The sequence below is a fragment of the Streptomyces brasiliensis genome (assembly GCF_014647875.1).
Lineage (GTDB): Bacteria > Actinomycetota > Actinomycetes > Streptomycetales > Streptomycetaceae > Streptomyces > Streptomyces brasiliensis.
In genome coordinates this window covers 57,594-81,920 of the sequence record NZ_BMQA01000006.1, presented here as the reverse complement: position 1 = coordinate 81,920, position 24,327 = coordinate 57,594, and the positions used below count along the sequence as shown (strand labels likewise).

The 24,327-nt window shown below is 71.8% G+C and carries 22 protein-coding genes and 1 tRNA gene; 11 read left to right on the top strand and 12 right to left on the bottom strand.

Features of this window, described 5'->3' with window-relative positions; genetic code table 11:
• Window positions 1-151: 151 nt before the first annotated feature.
• The 3 genes from IEZ19_RS11510 to IEZ19_RS11500 are packed head-to-tail and all read left to right on the top strand — an operon-like array spanning window position 152 to window position 4,652.
• Window positions 152-1,318, top strand: coding sequence for an HpcH/HpaI aldolase/citrate lyase family protein (locus IEZ19_RS11510; RefSeq protein ID WP_189311037.1), 1,167 nt, complete (start codon window positions 152-154; stop codon window positions 1,316-1,318).
• 20 nt (window positions 1,319-1,338) lie between these two features.
• Window positions 1,339-3,834, top strand: coding sequence for a phosphoribosyltransferase (locus tag IEZ19_RS11505; RefSeq protein WP_189311036.1), 2,496 nt, complete (start codon window positions 1,339-1,341; stop codon window positions 3,832-3,834).
• Window positions 3,834-4,652: an HAD family hydrolase gene (locus IEZ19_RS11500; protein WP_189311035.1), complete on the top strand. Its 819-nt coding sequence runs from the start codon at window positions 3,834-3,836 to the stop codon at window positions 4,650-4,652. Before IEZ19_RS11505 ends, IEZ19_RS11500 begins: the two co-directional genes overlap by 1 nt.
• Before the next feature lie 144 nt (window positions 4,653-4,796).
• On the opposite strand, the gene IEZ19_RS11495 is transcribed toward IEZ19_RS11500, so the two are convergent.
• From IEZ19_RS11495 to IEZ19_RS11480, 4 genes are all read right to left on the bottom strand, one after another.
• Window positions 4,797-5,015, bottom strand: a complete 219-nt coding sequence (locus tag IEZ19_RS11495) for an FmdB family zinc ribbon protein (RefSeq protein WP_189311034.1) — start codon at window positions 5,013-5,015, stop codon at window positions 4,797-4,799.
• 27 nt (window positions 5,016-5,042) lie between these two features.
• Window positions 5,043-5,582: a DUF4383 domain-containing protein gene (locus tag IEZ19_RS11490; RefSeq protein ID WP_189311033.1), complete on the bottom strand. Its 540-nt coding sequence runs from the start codon at window positions 5,580-5,582 to the stop codon at window positions 5,043-5,045.
• Window positions 5,583-5,656: 74 nt separating this feature from the next.
• On the bottom strand, window positions 5,657-7,069 hold the full coding sequence (locus IEZ19_RS11485; RefSeq protein ID WP_373296953.1) for a hypothetical protein: 1,413 nt from the start codon (window positions 7,067-7,069) through the stop codon (window positions 5,657-5,659).
• A gap of 53 nt (window positions 7,070-7,122) precedes the next feature.
• Window positions 7,123-7,890, bottom strand: coding sequence for a DUF4097 family beta strand repeat-containing protein (locus IEZ19_RS11480; protein ID WP_189311031.1), 768 nt, complete (start codon window positions 7,888-7,890; stop codon window positions 7,123-7,125).
• 172 nt (window positions 7,891-8,062) lie between these two features.
• Between IEZ19_RS11480 and IEZ19_RS11475 the strand changes: the two genes are divergently transcribed.
• Window positions 8,063-8,137: transfer RNA gene (locus tag IEZ19_RS11475), tRNA-Val, on the top strand.
• Window positions 8,138-8,208: 71 nt separating this feature from the next.
• On the opposite strand, the gene IEZ19_RS11470 is transcribed toward IEZ19_RS11475, so the two are convergent.
• Genes IEZ19_RS11470 through IEZ19_RS11460 form a run of 3 tightly spaced genes read right to left on the bottom strand, consistent with a single transcriptional unit; the run spans window position 8,209 to window position 12,471 of the window.
• Window positions 8,209-9,564, bottom strand: a complete 1,356-nt coding sequence (locus tag IEZ19_RS11470) for a glucose-6-phosphate dehydrogenase (protein WP_189311030.1) — start codon at window positions 9,562-9,564, stop codon at window positions 8,209-8,211.
• The gene (locus tag IEZ19_RS11465; protein ID WP_189311029.1) at window positions 9,561-11,390 is read right to left on the bottom strand and encodes a glycoside hydrolase family 15 protein; all 1,830 of its coding nucleotides are present in this window, start codon (window positions 11,388-11,390) and stop codon (window positions 9,561-9,563) included. The genes IEZ19_RS11470 and IEZ19_RS11465 overlap by 4 nt, the downstream gene beginning before the upstream one ends.
• A 40-nt stretch (window positions 11,391-11,430) precedes the next feature.
• Complete coding sequence (locus tag IEZ19_RS11460; protein ID WP_308428949.1) at window positions 11,431-12,471, bottom strand: NAD(P)-dependent alcohol dehydrogenase; 1,041 nt, start codon at window positions 12,469-12,471, stop codon at window positions 11,431-11,433.
• A 255-nt stretch (window positions 12,472-12,726) separates the two neighbouring features.
• Here IEZ19_RS11460 and IEZ19_RS11455 point away from each other — a divergent pair, with 255 nt between their 5' ends.
• Both IEZ19_RS11455 and IEZ19_RS11450 read left to right on the top strand, forming a co-directional pair.
• Window positions 12,727-13,779, top strand: coding sequence for a lactonase family protein (locus IEZ19_RS11455; RefSeq protein WP_189311028.1), 1,053 nt, complete (start codon window positions 12,727-12,729; stop codon window positions 13,777-13,779).
• A 27-nt stretch (window positions 13,780-13,806) separates the two neighbouring features.
• Window positions 13,807-14,265: a universal stress protein gene (locus IEZ19_RS11450; RefSeq protein ID WP_189311027.1), complete on the top strand. Its 459-nt coding sequence runs from the start codon at window positions 13,807-13,809 to the stop codon at window positions 14,263-14,265.
• A 445-nt stretch (window positions 14,266-14,710) separates the two neighbouring features.
• On the opposite strand, the gene IEZ19_RS11445 is transcribed toward IEZ19_RS11450, so the two are convergent.
• Together IEZ19_RS11445 and IEZ19_RS11440 are read right to left on the bottom strand one after the other, a co-directional pair.
• Window positions 14,711-15,379, bottom strand: coding sequence for an HAD family hydrolase (locus IEZ19_RS11445; RefSeq protein ID WP_189311026.1), 669 nt, complete (start codon window positions 15,377-15,379; stop codon window positions 14,711-14,713).
• A 171-nt stretch (window positions 15,380-15,550) separates the two neighbouring features.
• Complete coding sequence (locus tag IEZ19_RS11440) at window positions 15,551-16,132, bottom strand: TMEM165/GDT1 family protein (RefSeq protein WP_189311025.1); 582 nt, start codon at window positions 16,130-16,132, stop codon at window positions 15,551-15,553.
• A 380-nt stretch (window positions 16,133-16,512) separates the two neighbouring features.
• Here IEZ19_RS11440 and IEZ19_RS11435 point away from each other — a divergent pair, with 380 nt between their 5' ends.
• The 3 genes from IEZ19_RS11435 (at window position 16,513) to IEZ19_RS11425 (ending at window position 19,817) form a co-directional block, all read left to right on the top strand.
• Complete coding sequence (locus tag IEZ19_RS11435; protein ID WP_189311024.1) at window positions 16,513-17,157, top strand: HNH endonuclease family protein; 645 nt, start codon at window positions 16,513-16,515, stop codon at window positions 17,155-17,157.
• Between the two features lie 86 nt (window positions 17,158-17,243).
• Entirely contained in the window at window positions 17,244-18,872 is a 1,629-nt protein-coding gene (locus IEZ19_RS11430) for an alkaline phosphatase D family protein (protein WP_189311023.1), read from the top strand.
• 330 nt (window positions 18,873-19,202) lie between these two features.
• Complete coding sequence (locus IEZ19_RS11425) at window positions 19,203-19,817, top strand: DedA family protein (protein WP_189311022.1); 615 nt, start codon at window positions 19,203-19,205, stop codon at window positions 19,815-19,817.
• 8 nt (window positions 19,818-19,825) lie between these two features.
• On the opposite strand, the gene IEZ19_RS11420 is transcribed toward IEZ19_RS11425, so the two are convergent.
• Window positions 19,826-20,059, bottom strand: coding sequence for a DUF2277 domain-containing protein (locus IEZ19_RS11420; protein ID WP_189311021.1), 234 nt, complete (start codon window positions 20,057-20,059; stop codon window positions 19,826-19,828).
• A gap of 148 nt (window positions 20,060-20,207) precedes the next feature.
• Between IEZ19_RS11420 and IEZ19_RS11415 the strand changes: the two genes are divergently transcribed.
• Window positions 20,208-20,540 (top strand): DUF8825 domain-containing protein, encoded by a 333-nt coding sequence (locus IEZ19_RS11415; RefSeq protein ID WP_189311020.1) that lies wholly within the window; start codon window positions 20,208-20,210, stop codon window positions 20,538-20,540.
• 10 nt (window positions 20,541-20,550) lie between these two features.
• Here the strand turns inward: IEZ19_RS11415 and IEZ19_RS11410 are convergent, their stop codons facing one another.
• On the bottom strand, window positions 20,551-21,558 hold the full coding sequence (locus IEZ19_RS11410) for a peptidoglycan-binding domain-containing protein (protein ID WP_189311019.1): 1,008 nt from the start codon (window positions 21,556-21,558) through the stop codon (window positions 20,551-20,553).
• 213 nt (window positions 21,559-21,771) lie between these two features.
• Here IEZ19_RS11410 and IEZ19_RS11405 point away from each other — a divergent pair, with 213 nt between their 5' ends.
• A complete protein-coding gene (locus IEZ19_RS11405) occupies window positions 21,772-23,820 on the top strand; it encodes an MDR family MFS transporter (RefSeq protein ID WP_189311018.1) in 2,049 nt (682 codons plus the stop codon).
• Here the strand turns inward: IEZ19_RS11405 and IEZ19_RS11400 are convergent.
• Window positions 23,813-24,325, bottom strand: a complete 513-nt coding sequence (locus IEZ19_RS11400) for a GNAT family N-acetyltransferase (protein ID WP_189311017.1) — start codon at window positions 24,323-24,325, stop codon at window positions 23,813-23,815. The genes IEZ19_RS11405 and IEZ19_RS11400 overlap by 8 nt on opposite strands.
• Between the last annotated feature and the right edge of the window lie 2 nt (window positions 24,326-24,327).

The following is a 24,327-nucleotide window of genomic DNA, read 5'->3' as shown; positions in this document are numbered from 1 at the left end:
GCGGGGGCGCCGCGGTCCATCGAGGCTGTGTTTGCCTGCGTTACCCGAAGTTCATGCCCGGCGGGAACCACTGACATAGATCCATACGTACTATTACCGGCCACCTACACACCGAAATCCACAGCCTTACCTGGCGGCACGGGGGAGTTCTATGCGTCATTTCGGGCACATCGCCGCCGAGGTGCGACAGCGCCTCTTCCACCAGGAGCCGGGCGAGTTCAACGCCGACTCCCCGGCGCGGCTGCTCTCCGTGGCCCTGGGCGCCACGCTGTACAGCCCGGCAACGCGGCCGAGGCTCGCCGACGACATCGTCAAGCAGGCTGAACGCGGCGTGGTCTCGATGGTGCTGTGCCTGGAGGACTCCATCCCCGACGCGGACGTCGTGGAGGGCGAGGAGAACCTCGTCCGCCAGTTCGCCGACCTGTCCTCCCGCGCGGACGCGGCGCTGCCGCTGCTGTTCATCAGGGTCCGCACCCCCGACCAGATCCCCGATCTCGTGCGGCGCCTCGGTCCGACCGTCCGGCTGCTGTCCGGATTCGTGATGCCGAAGTTCACCGAGGAGCGCGGGATCCCCTTCCTGGAGGCCCTCTCCGGCGCCGAGGCGGCCAGCGGACGCCGGCTGTTCGCCATGCCGGTCCTCGAGTCGCCCGAGCTGCTCTACCGCGAGTCGCGCGTGGAGGCCCTGGAGGGCATTTTGCGCGCGGTCGACAAGTACCGCGACCGGGTGCTCGCCCTGCGCCTGGGCGTGACCGACTTCTGCTCCTCGTACGGCCTGCGGCGCGCTCCCGACATGACCGCGTACGACGTCCAGATCGTCGCCTCCGTGATCGCCGACGTCGTGAACATGCTGGGGCGGGCCGACGGCACCGGATTCACGGTGACCGGGCCCGTGTGGGAGTACTTCCGGGTCCCCGAGCGCATGTTCAAGCCGATGCTGCGCACCAGCCCCTTCCTGGAGGGGCAGGCCGTGGAGCTGCGCGAGTCCCTCATCGAGCATGCGATGGACGGGCTGCTGCGGGAGATCTCCCTGGACCAGGCCAACGGCCTGCTCGGCAAGACCTGCATCCACCCTTCGCACGTCCTGCCCGTGCACGCGCTGTCCGTGGTCAGTCACGAGGAGTTCAGCGACGCGGCGGACATCATGCGGCCGGAACGCGGCGGCGGGGGTGTACTGAGGTCTGCGTACACGAACAAGATGAACGAGGTGAAGCCGCACCGCGCCTGGGCCGAGCGGACCATGCTGCGGGCCGAGGTCTTCGGCGTCGCCAACGAGGACGTCGGCTTCGTGGAGCTGCTCGCCGCCGGGATATCCGACTGACCGCGCGACCTGAGGAACGCATGAAGAACGCAGTGAACAACGGGGTCTGGTCCGGCAGTTGGGTCGCCGAGCGACTCGGCGTCGAGCTCGTGGGCGACGCCGCGCTGCCCGGCCTCCTCGGGCTGGCGCTGCGCCGCAACCCCAAGCGCGCGCACCTGCTCGTCTCCAACGTGCTCGGCAAGCACGTACCGCAGTCGCCCGCCGTGGTGTACGGCCAGGGGGTCACCCTCGGACGGCGCGTGCGCGGGCTGCTCGGCGACGAGGAGGCGGCCGCCGCGGTGGTCCTCGGGTATGCGGAGACCGCCACGGGCCTCGGCCACGCGGTCGCCGACGGCCTCGGCCTCGCCCCGTATCTGCACTCCACGCGCCGCCCGGTCGCCGGGGTCGCGCGGGCGGGCGGCTTCGAGGAGTCCCACTCCCACGCCACCTCGCACCTCCTCCTCCCGGAGGATCCAGCGCTGCTGGTCGGCGACGGCCCCCTGGTCCTCGTCGACGACGAGTTCTCCACCGGCAACACGGTCCTGAACACCATCCGTGACCTGCACGAACGCTATCCGCGGAAACGGTACGTCGTGGTCGCGCTCGTCGACATGCGCGCACCCGCGGACGCCGCCCGCCTGGAGGACTTCGCCCGCGAGATCGGCGCCCGCGTGGACCTGATCGCGGCGGCCTCGGGGACGGTACGACTTCCGGAGGGTGTCCTGGAGAAGGGGCAGGAACTGGTGGCCCGGCACGGGGCGGCCGGTGGTGCGGCCATGCGTTCCGCAGTGGCCCTTCCCGAACGACCCGTTCGTGTCGACCTGCGCTGGCCGTCCGGCCTGCCCGACGGTGGCCGGCACGGGTTCACGCCCGCTCATCGGGACCGGCTCGAGCGGGCCCTGCCCGCCATGGCCGCGCGGGTCGCCGAGGCGCTGCCCGCCGGTGCCCGGCGGGTTCTCGTCCTCGGCTGCGAGGAACTGATGTACGCGCCGCTCCGGCTGGCCCGTGAGCTGGAGCAGCTGCAGTGCGGCGAGGTGCGGTACTCCACCACCACCCGCTCACCCGTCCTCGCGGTCGACGACCCCGGCTACGCGATACGCACCCGCCTCGTCTTCCCCGCACACGACGACCCGGCCGACGGCCCCGGCGAGCGCTACGCCTACAACGTCGCCGGACGGGGCTTCGACACCGTCGTCGCGGTCGTCGACTCGGCCGCCGACACCCCCGAACTGCATGCCCCCGAGGGCCTGTTGGCCCAGCTCGGCGCCCATGTCCCGCACGTCCTGCTCGCGGTCGTACCGTCGTACGTCCCCGAGCCCCCGCTCGTCCCCGAAAGGCCCGCCATGCTGCCCGAGCCCCTCCGCGGCCCCGCCTTCTCCTCGTACGCACCGGACGAGGTGGGCTGGCTGCTCCAGGACCTCTCGGACGTGACGCTGGAGGCGCCGACCGAGGAGCGCGAGGAGGCGATCCAGAGCGGCGGCGCGCACTACGCCGAGTCGCTGCCGGTGGAGTACCAGCCCAGCGAGCAGTACCAGGAGCTGTTCCACACGGCCCTCGAAGCCTCGGCCGCCCGGCTGGCGCAGGCCGTCGGCGTCGTCACCGAGACCGTGCTCGCCGAACTCCCCCACTCCCGACTTCGCTCGAACGGGGGGACCCCCATATCCCGCCCGGTCCTGGTCTCCCTCGCCCGTGCCGGCACCCCCGTCGGCGTGCTGATGCGCCGCTGGGCGCAGTTCCGGCACGGACTCGACCTGCCGCACTACGCCGTCTCGATCGTGCGCGGCCGGGGCATCGACGCCAATGCGCTGCGCTGGCTGGCCGCCCACCACGACCCGCGGGACGTCGTCTTCGTCGACGGCTGGACCGGCAAGGGCGCCATCACCCGCGAACTCGCCGACGCGATCCGGGAGTTCGAGGAGTCCGACGGCATCACCGGCTTCGACCCGGAGATCGCGGTGCTCGCGGACCCCGGCTCGTGCGTGCGGACGTACGGCACCCGCGAGGACTTCCTCATCCCGTCCGCCTGTCTCAACTCGACGGTCTCCGGCCTGATATCCCGTACGGTGCTGCGCGCGGACCTGGTCGGCCCGCACGACTTCCACGGCGCGAAGTTCTACCGCGAACTCGCCGGCGCGGACGTGTCGGTGGCCTTCCTCGACGCGGTCGCCGCCCGCTTCCCGGAGGTCGCGGACACCGTGGACGTGGCCGTGAAGGAACTGGCCGCCACCGACCGCACCCCGACCTGGGAGGGCTGGGCGGCGGTCGAGCGCATCAGCGAGGAGTACGGCATCCACGACGTGAACCTCGTCAAGCCCGGCGTCGGTGAGACCACACGCGTACTGCTGCGCCGCGTGCCCTGGAAGATACTCGCGCGGGCCGGGGCGGGCTCCGACCTCGACCATGTACGGCTGCTTGCCGAGCAGCGGGGCGTACCCGTCGAGGAGGTCGGCGAACTGCCGTACACCTGTGTCGGGTTGATCCACCCCCAGTACACGCGCGGGGCGACCGGCGCCGACGGCAGGGCGGTGAACGTCTGATGCCGGTGCTGGTGGCGAGCGACCTCGACCGTACGCTGATCTACTCCGCGGCGGCCCTGGCCCTGACCATGCCGGACGCGCGGGCGCCGCGGCTGCTGTGCGTGGAGGTGCACGAGAGCCGTCCGCTGTCGTACATGACGGAGACGGCGTCCCAGTTGCTGACCGACCTCGGGGACGCGGCGGTGTTCGTGCCGACGACCACGCGGACGCGCAAGCAGTACCAGCGCATCAACCTGCCGGGGCCGGCGCCGACGTACGCGATCTGCGCCAACGGCGGCCATCTGCTGGTGGACGGCGTATCCGACCCGGACTGGCACGCGCGCGTGATGGCGCGGCTGGCCGAGGAGAGCGCGCCGCTCGACGAGGTGCGGGCACATATGGAGGCGAGCGCCGATCCGGCGTGGGTGCGCAAGCACCGGGTCGCCGAGGATCTGTTCGCCTACCTGGTCGTGGAGCGTGAGCTGCTGCCCGAGGACTGGGTGAAGGAGCTGGCGGTGTGGGCGGAGAACCGCGGCTGGACGGTGTCCCTGCAGGGCCGCAAGATCTACGCCGTACCGAAGCCGCTGACCAAGAGCGCGGCGGTGCGGGAGGTTGCGCGTCGGACGGGCGCGGAGCTGACGTTGGCGGCGGGTGACTCGTTGCTCGACGCGGACCTTCTGCTGGCGGCGGACCGGGGCTGGCGCCCCGGCCACGGCGAACTGGCCGACAGCGGCTGGACGGCCCCGGCGATCAGTGCGCTGCCGGAACGGGGGGTGCTGGCCGGGGAGCGGATCCTGCGCGAGTTTCTGCGGGGGACTCGGCAGGGCGGGGTGGTCTGAGACCGTCGGCGTCGTGCGGGTGCGCGGGGTGGCGCGACACGGGCGGGGTGCCTGGGGAACGCAGGCGGCTGCGGGCCGGTGGGGATCAGGCACGATGGCGGCGCAGACGGCCGGCGGCACAGGCGCCCCACCTTCGGCGGAGCGTCAGCCGCAGCAACCTCCGCCGCAGCAACCCCCGCCGCCCCCGCGAGGGGCGGGTGCCGGCGTCGGGGACTTGGTGCCGGACACCGACACCGTCGACAGGAGTTTCACCGTGTCGTCGTGGCCCGAAGGGCATGTCGCCGGGGCCGAGGACTGCGCCATCGGGCGGCTCAGTTCGAAGGTGTCGCCGCAGGTCCGGCAGCGGTACTCGTAGCGAGGCATGTGCACAGGCTAACCGCTGAGGGCCGGTCACGACTGCTGTTGCCGGGCCTGTTGCTCCGCCTCGGCCGCCTCGGGGTGGCGGGCCCGCCAGTACGGGTTGTCGTGCGGCAGGACCGAGCTGACCCTGCCGTACATCCCGAACACCATCAGGAGGATGCCGACGACGAAACTGAACAGCACGTTCTGGATCTTGAACGCGAGGAAGTTCTGGGGGGTGTCGAGCAGAGCGAGGTTCAGGAAGCCGCTCAGGATGAACAGGACGCCGAGCACCATGTTCAGCGTGGACGCGAAGTTCCCGCCGATCACCATGCCGGCGAAGAGCAGCAGCCCCACGCAGATCGACAGAACGCTGAGCGAGCCGTTGGTGTTCAGCCCGAGCGTGGTGTTCCCGCCGGTGTTGAAGAATCCGATGTTGTCCGTGAGGCCGAGGATGCCGAAGGCGAGCAGGAACAGGCCCATCAGGCCCGCGCCGACCCGGTAGACCTTGTTCAGGCGGTGGTCGACCGGCAGGTGCTCGTCGAACCGGATCCGCTGACGGCTTTCCGTGTGCAGTACGTGTGCGGCCATGTCCGCCTCCTTGTGCGTGTGCGGAGGCCGTGCGTCTTCCCAATATCCGCCCGCCGACGCCCGGCGGCAACGGCTCAGTGCCCGGCGCCGCCGCGGTCCTCGCGGATCTGCGCGACCACGCGTGCCACCGACTGCCGTACCGCCTCGGTCTCGGTCAGGAAGTGCCAGTAGTCGGGGTGCCGCCCTTCCAGCGTGCCGATCGCCCGCTCCAGCCGGGACACGGCGTCGTCCAGCGGCCGGGCGTGCCGCGGGTCGGGCGTCGAGCGGCCCGCCATGGCCAGCCGCTGAGCGTCCCGGATCGCGAACCTGGTGCGCTCGATCTCCTGCTGCGGGTCCTTCTGTACGGCGTTCAGCCGCCGCAGCCGGTCACCGGCGGCCGACACCGCCTCGTCGGTGGTGTTCAGCAGCGCCCGTACCGTCGACAGCAGCGAGGTGGCGTCCGGCCAGCGCTGTTCGTCCCGCGCGGCCTGCGCCTCCTTCAGCTTCAGTTCGGCCTGCCGTACGTTCTCTCCGGCCTGCTCCGGCACCTGCTGCAGGTCCTGCCAGCAGGCGGCCGTGAACCGGCGGCGCAGTTCGCTCAGCACCGGGTCCACCTGCCCGGCGCGCGTCGTCAGGGCCTGGGCCCGGGTCCGCAGGCTGACCAGCCGGTGGTCGATCTCGGCGGCCTTCTCCGGCAGTCGCTCCGCCTCGGCCCGGATCGACTCGCCCTCCCGGGCCACCCGCTCGGCCCGCTCCAGCGTCTGCGGCACCCCGTGCTGACCGGCGCCCTGGTTGAGTTTCGTCAGCTCGGGGGAGAGGGTGGCGAGCCGGGCGGCCAGATCGTCGGCCTTCAGGCCCGAGCCCCGTACGGCGTCCAGGGCGTTCGACGCGCCGAGCAGCGCCTGCCGGGCCCGCTCCACGGCGGGCGCGAGCCGGGCCAGCTGGGTCTCGGCCTTGCCGAGCAGCGGCCCGAGACCGCTGCCGAACCGGTCCAGGTCCTGCTTCACCCGGACCAGTTCGTCCATGGCGGCGGTCAACTCGGTGCGCGCCCGCACGGCGGCCGAGGCCTCCAGGCCGTCCCGGTCGAGGTCGTGCGCGTCCACGGCCTCGATGTAGCGCCCGCTGGCCTCGTCGATACGGCGGCCCAGCGCCTCGAAGTCGGACACGGCACGCCGGGCCGCGGGGGAGCCGTCGACGGCGGTGATCGTCTCTATCGAGATCCGGAGATCCCGCTGGGCGGTGTCGAGTTCGTAGAACGCGGCCGCGGCGGCGTCCTTCGCGGCCTGCGCCTCCGCCCGCTGGCTCTCGGACCGCCCGCCGAACCAGCGCCGGGTGCCGCCGCCCGCGAACGCGCCCGGCAGCGCGAGGCCGGCGAGCAGGGGCAGGCCGATCAGGGTGAGGGTGTCACGGAGGGGCGAGGGACCGCGCCGGGGCCGCGCGAACGGCGGGCGCGGCTGCGAAGGTGTCGTGGCCGGTGTCGCCGTCACATCCCTCTCCCGTGCTGTCATTCGCCCTGGGCGCTGTCATTCTCCCACCCGTAGAAGACGAACACACGGGCCGGTCAGTTCGCGGTTCGCACCGTGACTTTCCCGTCGCGGGTACGGGCGCCGACCACATGCGGACTGGCCGGGTCGCGTGGCACCGACACGTCCACCGCACCGTCACGGGACTGCGCCGTGACCCGGTACGCGGCGCGGGGCAGCGCGACGGTGACCGAGCCGTCGCCGCTGCGCGTGTCCACCAGGTCGGGTACGACGCCCAGTCGGAGCCGTACCGAACCGTCACCGCTGCTGATCCGGACCCGGGCCGACGCGACCTCGGCCCGCACCGAGCCGTCGCCGGTGTGCACCTCCAGCGGGCCGGTGGACTCGGTGACGTGTACGGACCCGTCGGCCGTCCGGATCCCGAGCGTGTCCCTGAACCCGCGTGCCCGCACGCTCCCGTCCCCGTCCCGCACCTGGACGGAGACCCCGCGCGGCACCTCGATACGGTGCCGGACCGCACAGTCGGCGACGAACCCCGAGCACGTCAGCCGCAGCACCAGCCGGTCACCCTTCATCGCCCAGGTCACCCGGGGATCCTTCCCGGCCACGACGGACGCCTGGAACCACCGTGTCACCTCGACGCTCCCTGCCTTCGCCGAGGGAGAGGCGACGATCTCCAGCGCGGAGTCGTCGGAGTCGACGACGAGGGTACGGCCGTGCAGCGCGAAGGAACGGTGATCGGGATGCTTGTCGTCCCCCGCGGAGGCGCCGCACCCGGTGGCGGCGACGAGGAGCGCGGCGCCCCCGACGGCTGCGGCGACACGAACGGGCACGGTACGGGTCATGCTGATTTCTCCCTGAGCCGGACGGATGCGGGTCTGTCACGACCGTAGGGATCAGCGCCGGCCGGGACGATCCGGCCCGCTCCCGGATCCGGGGTGGGGCTAACCCCCCTGATACGGGTTTGCGGGGTACCGCCCGGGGCAATGTAGGCTGTCGACTCGTCCTGCCCGTCCCGGGTGCGTAGCTCAGGGGTAGAGCGCCTGCCTTACAAGCAGGATGTCGGCGGTTCGAAACCGTCCGCGCCCACCAGTCGCAGGACACCGGCAGGGCCCGGGCCGTCGGGGAATTCCCCGACGGCCCGGGCCCTCGCCCTTCTCCTCCTACGCCGGTCCGGCCGAGCCCGCCGGGTACTCCTCCATGGGGACCAGGTCCCGCTCCCAGGCCGAGATGACCGGGGCGAGGACACGCCACGCCTCCTCCGCCTCGTCGCCGCGGATGGACAGGGCGGGGTCACCGTTCAGGACGTCGAGGAGCAGCCTGCCGTAGGCGGGCAGGCCGGGTGGGTCCATGCGGGCGGCCAGTGCGAGCTCGGTGAGGTCACCGGCCCGGGAGCCCGTGCCCATCAGGTCGAGGGTCAGGCCCTCCGGCTCCAGTCCGAAACGCAGCACATTCGGCACGGCCGCACTGCCGAGCCCGAAGGGCAGATGGGGGACCGGACGGAAACGCACCGCGACCTCCTTGCGGTCCGCCGTGAGCGCCTTGCCGCTGCGCAGCCGGAACGTCGTCCCCGCCCACCGCCAGCTGTCCAGCTCCAGTTCCACCTCGGCGAAGGTCTCGGTGCGGCGGCTCGGGTCCACACCCTCCTCGTCCGTGTACGACGGTACGTCATGGGCGCCCATGCGGCCCGCCGCGTACCGGGCGCGGCGCGTGTGATGCGCCACGTCGTCGTCGGTGAGCGGACGGACGGACCGCAGCACGTCGACCTTGCGGTCACGCAGATCCCGTTCGCCCAGCGTGATGGGCGGTTCCATGGCGACCAGACAGAGCACCTGCAGCAGATGGTTCTGCACCATGTCCTTCAGCGCGCCGACGTGGTCGTAGTAGCCGGCCCTGCCCTCCAGGGCGAGGGTCTCGTCCCAGACGATCTCGATCTCGGCGATGTGGGTGCTGTTCCACAGGGGTTCGAGCACGCGGTTGGCGAGTCTGCTGCCGAGCACGTTCTGCACGGTCGTCATGGCCAGGAAGTGGTCGACCCGGAACACCGCCTGCTCCGGGACCAGTTCGGCGAGCAGCTGGTTCAACTCCTGTGCGCTGTCCAGGTCTTCGCCGAACGGCTTCTCCAGCACGATCCGGCTGCCCGGCGGCAGTCCGGCGTCGTGCAGCGCGCCGACCACGCGGGGGAACAGCGACGGGGGCAGCGCGAGATAGACGGCCACGGGTCCGTCACCGGCCACGGCCGCCCGGACGTCGGCGGCGTCGGTGACATCCGCCCTCCGGTAGTCGGCCGACGCCGCGACCGCCCGCCGGGCGTCGGCGGGGAAGGACTCGCCGTGGCGGTCGAGCTGCTCGGCGGCCCAGTCCCGGAACTTCTCGCTGCTCCAGTCCTCGCGGCTCGCGCCGGTCAGCCGAAATCCGTCGCCGATGTGTCCCGCCGTCCGCAGGGCCGCCAGGGCCGGAAGGAGGTAGCGCGCGCTGAGGTCACCCGTCGCGCCGAGGAGGACGATCCGGTCGATCACCGTCGGGTCCCCGCCTTCGCCCGGTCGAGGTTCACACCGCTCGCGATGATGCCGATGTGGCTGAATGCCTGGGGGAAGTTGCCCATGAACTCTCCTGTGGACGGATGGACCTGCTCCGACAGCAGCCCGAGTGCACTGGCCCGCTCGCACAGGGAGTCGTACAGCTCTTCGGCCTCCTCCGTGCGGCCCTGCTTGACGAGGTTGTCGACCAGCCAGAAGCTGCACAGCATGAAGGCGCCCTCGTCGCCCGCGAGGCCGTCGGGGGACTCATCGTGCAGATAGCGGTAGAGCAGCCCGTCGCCGGCCGACAGACGCTCGGCCACGGCCGCCGTGGTGGCCACCACGCGCGGGTGGTCGGCCGGTACGACCTCGCGCAGCGGCAGCGCCAGCAGGCTCGCGTCGAGGACTCCGCCGCCGTTCAGGTGCACGCTCAGGGTCCCAGCGTCCTCGTCCCAGGACTCCTCCAGGATCAGCCGCCGCAGCCGCTCGGCCGACGCGCGCCACTCCTCGGTCCGGCCGGGCAGCCCGTGCCGCTCGGCGATGCGTACGGCCCGGTCGAGCGCCACCTGGCACATCCCGGCCGAGTAGGTGAAGGCGTGTCCCTCGCTGCGCACCTCCCAGATCCCCTGGTCCGGCCGGTGCCAGGCCTGCCCCGCGCTGTCGGCGAGCCCGGCCAGCCCCTCCCACACCGCGGGCTGGATCTTGCCGCCCGCGAGCAGCCACTGGTCGGCGCAGTCGAGGATCTCGCCGTAGACGTCGTGCTGGCGCTGGTCGGCCGCGCTGTTGCCCCAGCGCACCGGGGACGAGCGCCGATAGCCCTCCAGCTCGGCGTCCTCCACTTCCTCGGGCACCGTGCGGCCCTCGACGGTGTACATGATGCGGGGCTGCCGGCTCTGTTCGAAGGCGTCGAGGACCCAGCCGAGGAAGGAGTCGGCCTCGCTGCCGAAGCCGATGCGGCGCAGCGCGAACACGGCGTACGCCGCGTCACGGATCCAGGCGTAGCGGTAGTCCCAGTTGCGGATGCCGCCGATGGGTGCGGGCAGGGACGAGGTGGGTGCCGCGACCAGGGAGCCGCTGGCCCAGTCGTCGCACATCTTCAGGGTGAGCGCGGCGCGTCTGACCAGGGCCTCCTGGGGGCCGCCGTAGGAGAAGTGACGCATCCAGCGGTGCCAGGCGTCTGCGGTGCCCGTCAGCATGGCGTCGGCGTCGAAGCGGTGGTGGCGGTGGAAGCGCCCCCACGACAGCACGAGGTCGAGGCGCTCGCCCTGGTGCAGGTCGTGGGTGGTGCGCAGGCCGTCCAGGGGGCGGTTGGAGCGCAGATGGAGCCGCAGCCCCGGCTGCCGGGCGGGCCGTACCTCGAGTCCGCTGAACCGTGCGTGCGCCTGCCCGTCGCCGCGCGGCGCCAGCTCCGCCCGCAGGCGTACGTTCCCGTCCACGACGACCGCCGACCGCACGAGCTCGGAACGCCCGGCGGGCAGGTCGTCCGTGAGATCGGCGCCGGAGCGCAGGGCGAGCGCGTCGGTGAGGCGCACCAGACCGGTCGCCGTGCGCAGCTCCGTCACGAGCACGCCGGTGTCGCCCTCGTACCGCTGCCGCGCCTCCACGACATCCTCGGGCGCCACGGTGAAGTGGCCGCCGCGCGTGTGATCCAGCAGACCGCAGAACAGCGGTTCGGAGTCGAAGCGCGGCAGGCACATCCAGGGGATGGAGCCGTCGAGCCCCACGAGTGCCGCCGTGGTGCCGTCCCCGATCAGGCCGAGATCCTCCAGTGGGAGATAACCGTCCCGCCTGCGCACCGGCCGGAACGGCGGATCGGGATCGTACATACGGCCTCGCTTCCCTGACGTCCGAGCCCCTTCACGCGCTTCACTGCGGGAAGCCGACCAGTACCTTCACGACGTCCTCGAGCTTCTTGTCCGACACCTCGAAGGCCCGCTCCATCTCGTCGAACGAGAACCGGTGGGTGGTCATGAGCGTCGGATCGACGCGCTCCTTCTCGAGCACCCGCAGCAGCCGCTCCATCCGTAGCCGCCCGCCGGGGCAGAGCCCGGACGCGATGGTCTTGTCGGCCATGCCGACGCCCCACTCGACACGCGGGATGTGCACGAACTCGCCCTCGCCGAAGTAGCCGGTGTTCGAGACGGTCCCGCCGGGCTTGGTCACCTTGACGGCGGTCTGGAACGTCACGTCCGCGCCGAGCGCCTCGATGGCGGTGTCCACGCCCTGGCCGTCGGTCAGTTCGAGGATCCGCTCGACCACGTCCTCCTGGGTGAAGTCCACGATCTCGTCCGCGCCGTAGGTCCGCGCCAGCTTCTGCCAGCTGGGCACCGACTCGACGCCGATGACGAGTCCGGCGCCGCGGAGCCGGGCGCCCGCGGTCGCCATCATCCCGACCGGTCCCTGCGCGAGCACGGCCACGGTCCCGCCCATCGGGATGTCGCCCTTCTCGGCGCCCATGAAGCCGGTGGACAGCATGTCGGCGCAGTAGACCGCCGCCTCGTCGGGAATGCCGTCGGGGATCTTCGCCAGGTTGCCGTCGGCGTCGCTCACATGGAAGTACTCGGCGAACACCCCGTCCTTGGTGTTGGCGAACTTGAAGCCGCCCAGCGGCGCGCCCGACTGCGACGGATGGCCGTTCTGGGACGCGAGGTCGCTCCAGTCCGGCGTGATGGCACCGACCAGCACCCGGTCACCGGGACGGAAGTCCCTGACCTCACTGCCCACGGCGTGCACGATCCCCACCGCCTCGTGGCCCAGCGTCAGGTTCTGGCGCGGCCCGATGCCCCCTTGGACGGTGTGGGAGTCGGAGGTGCAGATGAGGGCCTTGGTCGTGCGTACGACGGCATCGCCGGGCCCTGGTTCGGGCACGGGTTTCTCCATGAAGCCGACGCGCCCGATCTCCTTCATCACAAACGCCTTCACCGTGTCGCCCTTCCATCGGTCCGCTGCCGTCACCAGGAACGTTCGCCGGCCCACGATTCCGTGGGGCACCCTCGGCCACCGTCTCAGAGCGGGCCCCGGCCCGCCCGGTGGCGTGCCCCGCCGCTCGTACGTTCCGGTGAACCCGGGTCATGTCGCGAGGCGAATCCGCGGCGCCTCCGTACCTCGCCTGAATCGTGGTGCTGCCGCCGCGCTGCTCGCCGGGCGGAGGACGGAGGGCGCATGGCCGGCAGGAACGCGGGACGGTGCTTCGTCGGGTCGTTCACGTCGTCGGGCGGGCGGGGGATCGTCGTGGCGGACGTGGACCCGCGCACAGGTGCACTGACGGCGACGGGTGTGATCGCCGATCCGGTCACCGACCCGTCGTACCTGGCCGTCGGACACGCGGAGACCGGGCCCGTCCTGTACGCCGTGTCCGAGGTGGCACCGGGCTCGGTGGCCGCGTACGACGTCGCGGGGCCGGAGCCGAGCCCGCTCGGCGAGCCCGTACTCGTGGGCGGCGACGAGCCGACGCACCTCGCACTCGCCCAGGGCTGTCTGCTGACCGCCAACTACGGCTCCGGCAGTGTCAGCGTGCTGCCGCTGACCGGAGCGGGCCGGCCGCTGCCGCCGAGCAGCGTGCTGGGCCACACCGGTTCGGGACCGCACCCGGAGCGCCAGCGCGCGCCGCACACCCATCAGGTCCTGCCCGATCCGTCGGGGCGCTGGGTGCTCAGCGTCGACCTCGGCACGGACGCGGTACGGGTGTGCGCCCTCGACGCGCTGACGGGGAACCTGACCCTGCACGGTACGACCACGCTCCCGCCCGGCACCGGGCCACGGCATCTGGCGTTCCACCCGTCCGGGGGCCACGCGTACGTCCTCGGCGAGCTGAGGCCGGCGGTCGTGGTGTGCCGTTGGGACGCGGTGGCCGGGGTGCTTCAGCCGGCCGGGGAGGCCGAACTGTTCCCGGAGGGCATCGACGTCCCGGTACAGCCGTCGGCCCCGGTGGTCGCGCACGACGGCCGTCACCTGTGGGCGGGGGTGCGGGGCACGGACACGGTGGCCGTATTCGCTCTGGACGGTTCGGGGGAGGGGGCGGAGCTGGTGACGGCGGTGCCGTGCGGCGGCGAGTGGCCCCGCGACCTGGCACTGGACCCCTCGGGCCGTCATCTGTACGCGGCGAACGAGCGCTCGGGGGATGTCACGTGGTTCGACCTGGACACCGCGACGGGCGTACCACGACCCGCGGGGGCGCTGTCCGTGCCGTCGGCGTCCAACGTGGTCTTCGGCTGAGAACCGGAAGGACGAGGAGGAAACCGGATGGCCGAGCGGAACGAGGGCCGCGACCGCATCGTGGTCGGGGTGGACGGCTCGGAGGGATCGAAGAAGGCCCTGAGCTGGGCAGTGCGCCAGGCGGAACTCAGCCGTGCCGTGGTGGAGGCGGTGATTGCCTGGGAGATCCCGCAGTACCACGGCTCACTCGGCTGGCTGCCGCCGTCGAGCACGGAGAACGCGGCGCTGGAGGGACGGGCCCGTGAAGCGCTGGAGGATGCGGTGGAGTCGGTCGTGGGGACGAGCCCCGCGGTGGAGGTCCGCGCGGTGGTCAGCTACGGCACCGCAGCGAGCGTCCTGCTCGACGCGGCCCGCGGCGCCTCACTCCTGGCGGTGGGCAGCCGAGGCCTCGGAGGCTTCAAGGGCCTGCTCCTCGGTTCGGTCGCCCAGCACTGCGTCCAGCACGCCCCGTGCCCGGTGCTGGTGATCAGAGACGCGGCCGAGTGAGCACGGGCGGCGGGGAAACGGCTCGGGAGAGCGGGTAGGGCTGAGGTGTTCGGCGGGACCCGGGCCGCGGTGCTGCCGGTGTGCGAGCGGACGGTCACGTCCGCAGCTCTGCGGACGCGTGGCCGAGGTGGCCGCCTGTCCCTCCGGTGATCTCGCCGGTGTTCGGGCGGGTCGAGCTGTTCACGGCTCGCGCGTGGCGAAGGCGCTCGGCGCTTCGGGTACGCGGCCTCGCCGCTGTGCGTGCGGATCGCCGCCTCTGCCGCCCGGGCGAACCCCTCGCCTCCGCTGCGTGTGCCCGTTCCCGGGCTGTCGCTTCGCCGGTCTGCGGCGGATCATCACGTCCACGCCCGGGTGAACCGCTCGCTTTCGACGCGTCCGCCCATCCCCGGGCCGTCGCCTGGCCGAACCGCGATCTCCCGGCCGCCGCCGGGCCGACCCGCAGTCCCTAGGCCTCCGCCCTGCCGATCTCCAGCCGGATCGTCCCGTCCTTCGCCCCCGCGACCCGTACCTCCGTCAGGTCCCGTACCACCACATCCGGCCCGTGGGCCCCCGCACGCGCCCCCACGCCCACCACTCGCATCCCCGCCGCTCGGCCCGCCGTGATGCCCGCGCCCGAGTCCTCGAAGACCACGCAGTCCGCCGGGGCCACGCCCAGTTCCGCCGCTCCCTTCAGGAAGCCCTCGGGGTCTGGCTTGCTCGCGCCTACCGACTCCGCCGTGATGCGGACGTCGGGGAGGGGCAGGCCCGCCGCTGTCATGCGGGCCGTGGACAGGGCGACGTCCGCCGAGGTGACCAGGGCGTGCGGGAGGTCGTGCAGGGAGGCGAGGAAGACGGCCGCGCCGGGGACCTCGACCACGCCGTCCACGTCGGCCGTCTCCTGCGCGAGCATCCGCGCGTTGTCGGCGAGGTTCTGCTCCATGGGGCGGTCGGGCAGCAGCACGGCCATCGACGCGTGGCCCTGCCGGCCGTGCACGACCTTCATCACCTCGTCGCCGTCCAGCCCGTGTCCCTCGGCCCAGCGCCGCCAGATGCGTTCGACGACGGCGTCCGAGTTGACCAGGGTGCCGTCCATGTCGAGGAGAAGGGCGCGGGTGGTGAGGACGGTGGGCGGCATGGGCAGCTCCAAGGTGCGGTGCTCGGCGCCCGGGGCCAGAGCCCCGGAGGGGACAAGGCGGCCCCGCCCGCCGGTCAGGGAAAACGGGCGGAGGCCACTTTGTTTCCTCACGGTACAAAATAACCACGGCATCGCGCCACCGCACCGGCGAGCATTCACCTGACGTTCAGCTCACGCCGCCACGGCTTCCCACAGGCTCCACACGCCCAGCGCCAGCATCAGTACCGCCGCGATCTGCGTGATCAGCTTCAGCGGCACCCGCTTCATCAGCGCCTTTCCGCCCACGATGCCCAGCCCGGCCACACTCCACAGCGCCAGCACCGCGCCGAGGCCGACGGAGAGCGGGTCGTCGTAACGGGCCGCGAGATTGGCCGTCATGATCTGCGTGAGGTCACCGAACTCGGCGACGAGGATGAGCATGAATCCCGTGCCGGCGACCTTCCAGAAGGTCTGATTCTCCGGCTGCCGTACCTGCTCCTCGTCCTCGTCCTTCTTGAGCAGCAGCATCGCCGCTCCGCCCAGGAACAGCACGCCGGTCAGTGCGTGCACGATCTGCTGCGGCAGCAGGGTCAGCGCGCTGCCCGCCGCGACGGCGAGTGCCACGTGGAGCGCGAAGGCGGCCGCGACGCCCGCGAAGACGTACGAGGCGCGGTAGCGGGTGCCCAGGACGAGGCCGGCGAGCGCGGTCTTGTCCGGCAGTTCGGCCAGGAAGACGACGCCGAAGACGAGCGCCGTCACGGTGATGCTGATCAAGGTTCCTCAATCGGTCGGGGGCCGCCCCACCGAGAGTGTTGAGCTTCGCGATCACGACACCTCGGCACGGCAGCACACTCGGCGCCCGTGTTGTGGGACACGGGCATGCACTGCGTTGCCGAAGGTCTCGCTGGCCGGTCCGCACGGAACCTGCCTCCGGGCGCCGGCTCAGACGAGCTGAGCAGTGTGTCGACGGTCCGGCGAAGAGCTACTCCCCTTCTGCGCCACCCATGGTAACCGACGGAAAAGTCCAGCCCTGAACCTTGTCATGTCATGTACGTGTCACTAGCTTCTTACCGCGCGCACACCTCCCAGCAACACCGGATCGCGAGCATTCCCTCGCCCGCGGTCCAACACCCCCACCCCTCAAGGGAGTTCGCATGTCGAAGTTCTACGCGCGTCGACGGTTCAGCATACTCACGGCGCTCACGGGTCTTCTAGCCTCTGTCGCGCTCTTCAACTCCCCGACCGCCTCCGCCGCACTCCCCACCCCCGTCAGCGCCTCCACGGCCCGCAGCTACCTCTCCCAGCTGACCGTGGCCACCGAGAACCGCACCGGCTACAGCCGCGACCTGTTCCCGACCTGGATCACCATCAGCGGCACCTGCAACACCCGTGAGTACATCCTCAAGCGGGACGGCAGCAACGTCGTCACCGACTCCGCCTGCGTTGCGCAGAGCGGCAGTTGGTACTCCCCCTACGACGGCGCGACCTGGTCCGCCGCCTCCGACGTCGACATCGACCACCTCGTCCCGCTCGCCGAGGCCTGGGACTCCGGCGCGAGCAAGTGGACCACCGCCCAGCGCCAGGCCTTCGCCAACGACGTGACCCGGCCCCAGCTCCTCGCCGGCACCGACAACGTCAACCAGTCCAAGGGCGACCAGGACCCGGCCACCTGGATGCCGTCCCGCACGGCCTACCGCTGCACCTACGTGCGCGCCTGGGTCCAGGTGAAGTACTACTACAACCTCTCCGTCGACTCCGCCGAGAAGAGCGCGCTCACCAGCTACCTGAGCGGCTGCTGACCTCGCACCCGAGCGGCTGACCGCCGGAACCTCCCCAACTGGCTCCGTCGTTCCGTACCGTACGGGGCGACGGAGGAGGGGAGATCATGGCCGGACTGCGCCTGGGACCACTGCTGAGGTACGCCGGCGGCTCGACCGCGACCGTCTGGGTCGAGGCGAGCCGTCCGTGCGCCGCCGAGGTGCGCTGTGACGACGGTGCGGGCGGCGCCGCCCGCACCTTCCAGGTGGCGGGTCATCACTACGCGCTGATCGAGGTGACCGGCCTCACACCGGGCGCCTCTTCGTCGTACGAGGTGTTCCTCGACGGCACCCGCGTGTGGCCGCTGCCCGACTCCCGCTTCCCGCCCTCCGTGATCCGTACGCCCGACGGTACGGACGACGTCCGCGTCGCCTTCGGCTCCTGCCGCTGGGCCGCGCCCCCGGCCGACGAGAAGGACCCCGTCGGCCCCGACGCCCTCGACTCGCTCGCGGCCCGGATGGCCGCCGACCCGGACGGCGAACGCCCGGACGTGCTGCTGCTGTTGGGTGACCAGGTGTACGCCGACGAGACCTCGCGGGCCACCCGCCGCTGGCTCGCCGCCCGCCGCGGCCTGTCCGACCCGCCGGGCAGCGAGGTCGCGGACTACGAGGAGTACACCCGGCTCTACTACGAGTCCTGGCTCGACCCCGAGGTGCGCTGGCTGCTGTCCACCGTGCCCAGTTGCATGATCTTCGACGACCACGACGTCATGGACGACTGGAACACCTCCGCCTCCTGGCTCGCCGACATGCGGGCCACCGACTGGTGGCAGGAACGGCTGCTCAGTGGCCTGATGTCGTACTGGGTCCACCAGCACCTGGGCAATCTGACCCCGGCCGAACTGGCCGCCGACCCGCTCTACGCGGCCGTCCGCGAGACCCCGGACGGCACCGACGTGCTGCGCGCCTTCGCAGCCAAGGCCGACGTCGACCCTGCCTCCGTGCGCTGGAGCTACCGGCGCGACTTCGGGCGCGTACGGCTGCTGATGGTGGACACCAGGGCCGCGCGGGTGCTCGAGGAGCGCAGCCGCGCCATGCTCGACCCGGGCGAGGAGCGCTGGCTGCGTGAACAGGCGCTCGGGGACCGGGGGTCGTACGACCATCTCCTCGTCGGCACCTCGCTGCCCTGGCTGCTGCCGCACCTGGTGCACGACGCCGAGACCTGGGACGCGGCGCTGTGCCGGGGCGAACGCGGCGCGCGCTGGGCGCGGTTCGGCGAGCGGCTGCGCCGCGCCGCCGACCTGGAGCACTGGGCGGCCTTCCCGGCGTCGTTCGCCACGCTGGCCGCACTGCTCGCCGAGGCCGGGTCGGGGACGGACGCGCCGGCTACGGTCTGCGTGCTGTCCGGGGACGTCCATCATGCGTACGTCGCCGAGCCGTCGTGGCCGTCCGGCGCACCCGACGCCCGCGTACTGCAACTCACCTGCTCGCCGGTGCACAACTCCATCCCCCTGTCGATACGGGTCGGCTTCCGCTTCGGCTGGAGCGCGGCGGCCCGGGTCCTCGGGCGGCGCTTCGCCCGGCACGGCCGCTGTTCCCCGCCACCCGTCAACTGGCGTAAAACGGGCGGACCGTGGTTCGGCAACCAGCTCATGACCCTTGCCTTGAACGGGCGTTCGGCTCGGCTGCGTCTGGAGCAGGCACGTGCCGACGGCAGCCTCGAGACAGTGGAGGAGTCCACCCTCACCCCTGCGTGAGGGACAACAGCGACGTCTGGGACGCGCGTTGGCTTCCGGGGTCGGCGGCGGCATGATGCGGCGGGCCGTCCGCTCACGGCGGCCGGTCCGGTCGACCGCGCGCCGGAGGCCGTACATGTCGAGACGCACCGCGCCCGAGCCTTACTTGCAAGCATTGACCGGGCAGACGTGGACCTGACCCGGGTCCCTCGATCGGTACCGCCGCCCTGATCCGGCTCGTCCCGGGTGGCCTCGACGATTTATCGATTCTCTCCAGGCCCCGGTGACCCTTCCGTCACACCCGCGGCGTACGCTCTATGGCTGTCATCGGGGGATCATCGGGGAGTCGTCTTGCTGGAGAGCGTGGGGTCGCTGACCGCCGGGCCGTGGATCTACGCCATGGTGGCCCTGTCGGTCCTGCTGGACGTCTTTCTGCCCGTACTGCCGAGCGGCGTCCTCGTGATCACGGCGGCCACCGCGGCGACGGCCGGCGGTGTCGCGCACAAGGTGCCGGACATAGTCTTCCTGATCCTCTGTGCGGCCACCGCGTCCGTCCTCGGCGACCTGGTGGCGTACCGGCTCGCCTGGCGCGGCGGCGAACGGCTGGACCGGGCGATCGCCCGGTCCCGCCGCCTCACCACGGCGCAGGAACGCCTCGGCCAGGCCCTCGCCCGGGGCGGCGGCGCCCTGGTCGTCCTCGCCCGCTTCGCCCCGGCCGGCCGCTCCATCGTCTCCCTGTGCGCGGGCGCCGCCCACCGCCGGGTCCGTGACTTCCTGCCCTGGTCGGCGCTGGCCGGCCTGTCCTGGGCCGCCTACAGCGTCGCCCTCGGCTACTTCGGCGCGCAGTGGCTGGGCGCGACCTGGCTGGCGACGGGGGTGTCCCTCGTGGCGCTGTTCGCTGCGGGCGCGGGGGCGACGTACCTGATGCGACGGGAGCCGGAGACGCAGCAGGAGCAGACCTCGTAGGAAGGCCGTCAGCCGGCGGAGCTCCGCACGGCCTGCCCGCGGATCTCCAGCCCGCCGAGCAGTTCGGCGGTGGCCTGCGCGACCGCGTCGACCGCGCGCTCGAAGACCTCCTGATTGTGGGCGGCGGGCGCCCGGAACCCGGAGACCTTCCGCACGTACTGCAACGCGGCGGCCCTGATCTCCTCCTCCGTGGCGTCGTCTTCCAATACGGGCGGACGAAGTGTCTTGATGCTCCGGCACATGGCGCCAGTGTCCCTCAGGCGCGCTCTTCCCGTCCTCCCCCGGGTGACGTCCCCGTGTTCCGCAGACCCGGTCACCGTCGTTTCATCGTTCGTGTGAACCTCGGGAACGAACTCGCCTCTCAAAATCGAACAGGCGTAGCATTGCCGCGTGGCTGAGACCTATGACTTTCCGAGTGACCTCCTCGCCGGTCAGGAGGAGCTGCATCAGGTCCGGGCCGAGCTCTCGGCCCTGTTGAAGCGGCTTCCCTGGTCGGTGGAACCGCTGGACGGGTTCAGTGACACCCAGAGCTGGCGCAAGGTGGAGCGTCCGGCGTCGCCGGGGTGGACGGACGACGAGCAGGCAGAGGTGGAGAAGCTCCGGCAGCGGGAGCACGAACTGGCCGTGTTCGTGAGCGGCCACCGCTTCTGGGCGGAGGTGGCCACGGCCGAGCGGGTGGACGCGCGGATGAGGCTCAAGCACGCCCAGGAAGAAGTGGGGTAGGCGCGTTCGGTCAGGGCTGCGTCGTCTCCGATTCCAGGCTCGCCCGGGTCGCCGCCCCGTACACCCCCGACTCGTCCCCTCCGATGCCCCGGGTCGATTGGTACGTACGAACGGCGTTCTCGGTGCGGTTGTCGAACTTGCCGTTCGCCTTGCCGTAGAAGAGGCTCAACTGGCGAAGGCGGAGCTGGAGTTCGGTCACCTCGGCGCCGCTGTCGCCGCGGCGCAGGACCGGAGCTGCGGCGGGCTGTTCCGCGTCGGCCGAACTGGTGAGCGTGGCCGTCTGGGTCGGCTGCACCGAGCGGGAAGCGGTGGCTGACGGAGGCGTGGTCGACCTTGTCGCCGACGGGGTGAGGGAGGGGCTCGGGTTCGTGGCGGGCGAGGCCGAGGGCGACTCGGGCTCCGCCTGGGCCGCCGTGGATTCCGGCACCGGCACCGATGCCGTGTCGGTCGTCGTCGCGTCCGGCACGCTCTGCCGTAGGTCCTGGGGTGCGGCCCCGTTGCGCGTCGGGGTGTCGTAGGACAGCAGGCCGCTCGCGAAACCGGCCGCCGCGACCGTTGCCACCGCGGCTCCGGTCACGGAGAGGAGCATGACCCGGCGGGAGCGGCGGCGCGGGGGGCGTGCCGTGCCTGCCCCCGGTTCCGGGCCGTCCTCGCCCCGTTCGAACAGGCTCAGGTCGGTCGTGGCCGGCTCGGACGCCGTGGTGGCCACAGGTGGCACGGCGGGCACGGCGCGCAAGGCCATCGTCGCCTCCGCTGCGCGCTCCGGCTCGGTGGCACCACCTGTGTCCGCCTCGCCTCCCTCCGCAAACGGCTCCAGCTCCACGTAAGGCCGTATCCGCAGTGGATCGAAGTCCTCAGCCGCCGCTGCCTCCGCCGTGCGTACGTCGCGCAGGGCGTCGGACGCCTCGCGGCCGCAGGCGCACGCCGGGGTGTTGTCGGCGGCCCGTGGCGTGCCGCACTGCGGGCAGTGGTTGCCCTGTGCGCCCGCCCCGCCTGTCCCGCTCGTCTCGTTCGTCACGATCTCCACCTGCTCCCCTCGCGTCCCCTCGCGAGCTTCAGAGATTATCCAGACCTCCCACACATCTCGTTGGCAAGCCCCCCGGAAACCCCGGACCGAACCGGACAGAAACCCCGGAACGGCCCGGAAATCCCGCCCCGCGCAGGACTCGACAGGCCGGAACAGAGCACACCGTTCACGATGGAAGGTGCCCACGAGAGCCTGGGAGGTCTCATGGCCGTGGATACGTACGCTCCGACGCAGACCGACGAACGCGTCGCCGGAAACGTCCTCGTGTCGATCGGAGCCCTGCTCCTCGGACTGCTGCTCGCCGCGCTCGACCAGACCATCGTGTCCACGGCGCTGCCCACGATCGTCAGCGACCTCGGCGGGCTCGAGCACCTGTCCTGGGTCGTCACCGCCTATCTGCTGGCCTCGACCGCCGCCACCCCGCTGTGGGGCAAGCTCGGCGACCAGTACGGGCGCAAGAGGCTGTTCCAGACCGCGATCGTCATCTTCCTCATCGGCTCCGCCCTGTGCGGCATGGCGCAGAACATGCCGCAGCTCATCGGCTTCCGGGCGCTGCAGGGGCTCGGCGGCGGCGGGCTGATGGTGCTGTCCATGGCGATCGTCGGCGACATCGTGCCGCCCCGGGAACGCGGGCGGTACCAGGGGCTGTTCGGGGCCGTCTTCGGCACCACCAGCGTGCTCGGGCCACTGCTGGGCGGGCTGTTCACCGAGCATCTGAGCTGGCGCTGGGTGTTCTACATCAACCTGCCCGTCGGCGTCGTCGCCCTCGCCGTGATCGCCACCGCCCTGCACATCCCGCGCAGGTCCGCGCACCACGTCATCGACTACCTCGGCACCCTCCTGATCGCCTCGGTCGCCACCTGCCTGGTCCTGGTCGCCTCGCTCGGCGGGACGACCTGGGCGTGGGGTTCGCCGCAGATCATCGTGCTGGCCGTCCTCGGTGTCGTGCTGGCCGTCGCCTTCGTGGCCGTCGAGCACCGGGCCGCCGAACCCGTCCTCCCGCTCAAGCTCTTCCGCATCCGCACCTTCAGCCTGGCAGCCGTCATCAGCTTCATCATCGGGTTCGCCATGTTCGGAGCGATGACCTATCTGCCGACCTTCCTCCAGGTCGTCCACGGCATCTCGCCGACCCTGTCCGGCGTGTACATGCTGCCGATGGTGGTGGGCCTGCTGCTGTCCTCGACCGTCTCCGGGCAGATCGTCAGCCGTACCGGCCGCTGGAAGGTGTTCCCCGTCGCCGGTACGGCCGTCACGGCCATCGGGCTGCTCCTGCTGCACCGGCTCGACGAGCACAGCTCCACCGCCGAGATGAGCACGTACTTCTTCGTGTTCGGCCTGGGCCTCGGCCTGGTCATGCAGGTCCTCGTCCTCATCGTGCAGAACGCCGTCTCGTACGAGGACCTGGGCGTCGCCACCTCCGGCGCGACCTTCTTCCGCTCGATCGGCGCCTCGTTCGGCGTCGCCATCTTCGGCACCGTCTTCGCGAGCCGCCTCGCCGACGCGCTCGCCGCCGCCTTCCGGGGCGTACGCCTGCCGCCCGGTGTGTCGCCGGACACGCTCAAGGCGGACCCGCGCGGCATCGGCACCCTGCCGCCCGCGCTGCGCCCGGCGGCTCTGCACGCCTACGCCATGTCGATCACCGACGTCTTCCTGTACGCCGCCCCGGTCGCCCTCCTCGGCTTCGTCCTGGCGTGGTTCCTGAAGGAGGACCGGTTGCGCGGCTCGGTGACGGCGCCGGACGGCACCGAGACGCTGGCCTCCAACCCCGTCGAGCGGTCCTCGTACGACGAGTGCGCCCGAGCGCTGTCCGTGCTCGGCACCCGGGAGGGGCGGCGGGAGGTCTACCGGAAGATCACCGAGCGGGCCGGGTACGACCTGCTGCCCGTGGCGAGCTGGCTGCTGCTGCGGATGCGGAGGTACGGCTCGGTGGAGCCCGGTGTGCTCGCCGCGCGCGGTCTCGTCCCGCTGAACGTGATCCTCGACGGCGCCCGCCAGATCGAGGAGCGGCGCCTGGCCGTGCGCGAGGGCCTCGACCTGGCGCTGACCGAACAGGGCGGCCTGGTCGCCGAGCGGCTGGCGCGGGCCCGCGAGGACTCCCTGGCGGAGCTGCTGGGCGACTGGTGGGGCCCGGACCGGCCCACTGACCTCACCCTTCTGGTGAAGGAGCTGACCGACGAGATGTGCGGCTCGGAGGGCGAGCAGCCGCAGGGCCGGGCCGTGGCCGGTGCCACGCGGGTGTCGAAGGTCAGCTGAGGAGTCCGGTCAGCTCCTTGCGGAACCAGTGCTCGGCGTACCGGTCGTCGTTGTGCGGCGCGGTCTCCGCGTAGCCGAGCCGGGCGTACAGGGCGCGTGCCTCCACCAGGTCGTTCCGGGTGTCGAGGACGATCCGGCGGGCGCCCAGCGCCCGGGCCGCGTCCTCGGCGGCGGCGACCAGGAGCGCGGCGCCGCCCCTGCCGCGCAGTTCCTCGCACACGAAGACCCGGGTGAGTTCGGCGGTGTCGGCGTCGAGGAGCCGCACGCCGGCACTGCCGCCCGGCGTGCCCTCGTACCGCCCGACCAGCAACTGCCCGCCGGGAGGGGCGAGTTCGGTGCCGGTGCGGGCGGCGATCTCCCGCTCCAGCTCGGCCGGGTCCGTGCGGCGGCCCTCGTGCAGCAGATACCAGCGGTCGCTGACCTCGGTGTAGTACGCCCGCCACAGTTCGGCGGCGGTGGGCGAGTCGAAAGGCTCGGGGGCGATGGTCCAGGTCATGAACAGCATTG

Excerpts from the sequence above, each read along its gene's own strand:
- IEZ19_RS11490 (WP_189311033.1), bottom strand. The coding sequence starts at position 5,582 with ATGGCCGCACACGTACTGCACACGGAAAGCCGTCAGCGGATCCGGTTC.
- IEZ19_RS11480 (WP_189311031.1), bottom strand. The coding sequence starts at position 7,890 with ATGACCCGTACCGTGCCCGTTCGTGTCGCCGCAGCCGTCGGGGGCGCC.
- IEZ19_RS11465 (WP_189311029.1), bottom strand. The coding sequence starts at position 11,390 with ATGTACGATCCCGATCCGCCGTTCCGGCCGGTGCGCAGGCGGGACGGT.
- IEZ19_RS11455 (WP_189311028.1), top strand. The coding sequence starts at position 12,727 with ATGGCCGGCAGGAACGCGGGACGGTGCTTCGTCGGGTCGTTCACGTCG.
- IEZ19_RS11420 (WP_189311021.1), bottom strand. The coding sequence starts at position 20,059 with ATGTGCCGGAGCATCAAGACACTTCGTCCGCCCGTATTGGAAGACGAC.
- IEZ19_RS11405 (WP_189311018.1), top strand. The coding sequence starts at position 21,772 with ATGGCCGTGGATACGTACGCTCCGACGCAGACCGACGAACGCGTCGCC.
- IEZ19_RS11445 (WP_189311026.1), bottom strand. The coding sequence starts at position 15,379 with ATGCCGCCCACCGTCCTCACCACCCGCGCCCTTCTCCTCGACATGGAC.
- IEZ19_RS11450 (WP_189311027.1), top strand. The coding sequence starts at position 13,807 with ATGGCCGAGCGGAACGAGGGCCGCGACCGCATCGTGGTCGGGGTGGAC.
- IEZ19_RS11430 (WP_189311023.1), top strand. The coding sequence starts at position 17,244 with ATGGCCGGACTGCGCCTGGGACCACTGCTGAGGTACGCCGGCGGCTCG.
- IEZ19_RS11400 (WP_189311017.1), bottom strand. The coding sequence starts at position 24,325 with ATGCTGTTCATGACCTGGACCATCGCCCCCGAGCCTTTCGACTCGCCC.
- IEZ19_RS11485 (WP_373296953.1), bottom strand. The coding sequence starts at position 7,069 with ATGACAGCACGGGAGAGGGATGTGACGGCGACACCGGCCACGACACCT.
- IEZ19_RS11460 (WP_308428949.1), bottom strand. The coding sequence starts at position 12,471 with ATGAAGGAGATCGGGCGCGTCGGCTTCATGGAGAAACCCGTGCCCGAA.
- IEZ19_RS11505 (WP_189311036.1), top strand. The coding sequence starts at position 1,339 with ATGAAGAACGCAGTGAACAACGGGGTCTGGTCCGGCAGTTGGGTCGCC.
- IEZ19_RS11435 (WP_189311024.1), top strand. The coding sequence starts at position 16,513 with ATGTCGAAGTTCTACGCGCGTCGACGGTTCAGCATACTCACGGCGCTC.
- IEZ19_RS11495 (WP_189311034.1), bottom strand. The coding sequence starts at position 5,015 with ATGCCTCGCTACGAGTACCGCTGCCGGACCTGCGGCGACACCTTCGAA.
- IEZ19_RS11500 (WP_189311035.1), top strand. The coding sequence starts at position 3,834 with ATGCCGGTGCTGGTGGCGAGCGACCTCGACCGTACGCTGATCTACTCC.
- IEZ19_RS11510 (WP_189311037.1), top strand. The coding sequence starts at position 152 with ATGCGTCATTTCGGGCACATCGCCGCCGAGGTGCGACAGCGCCTCTTC.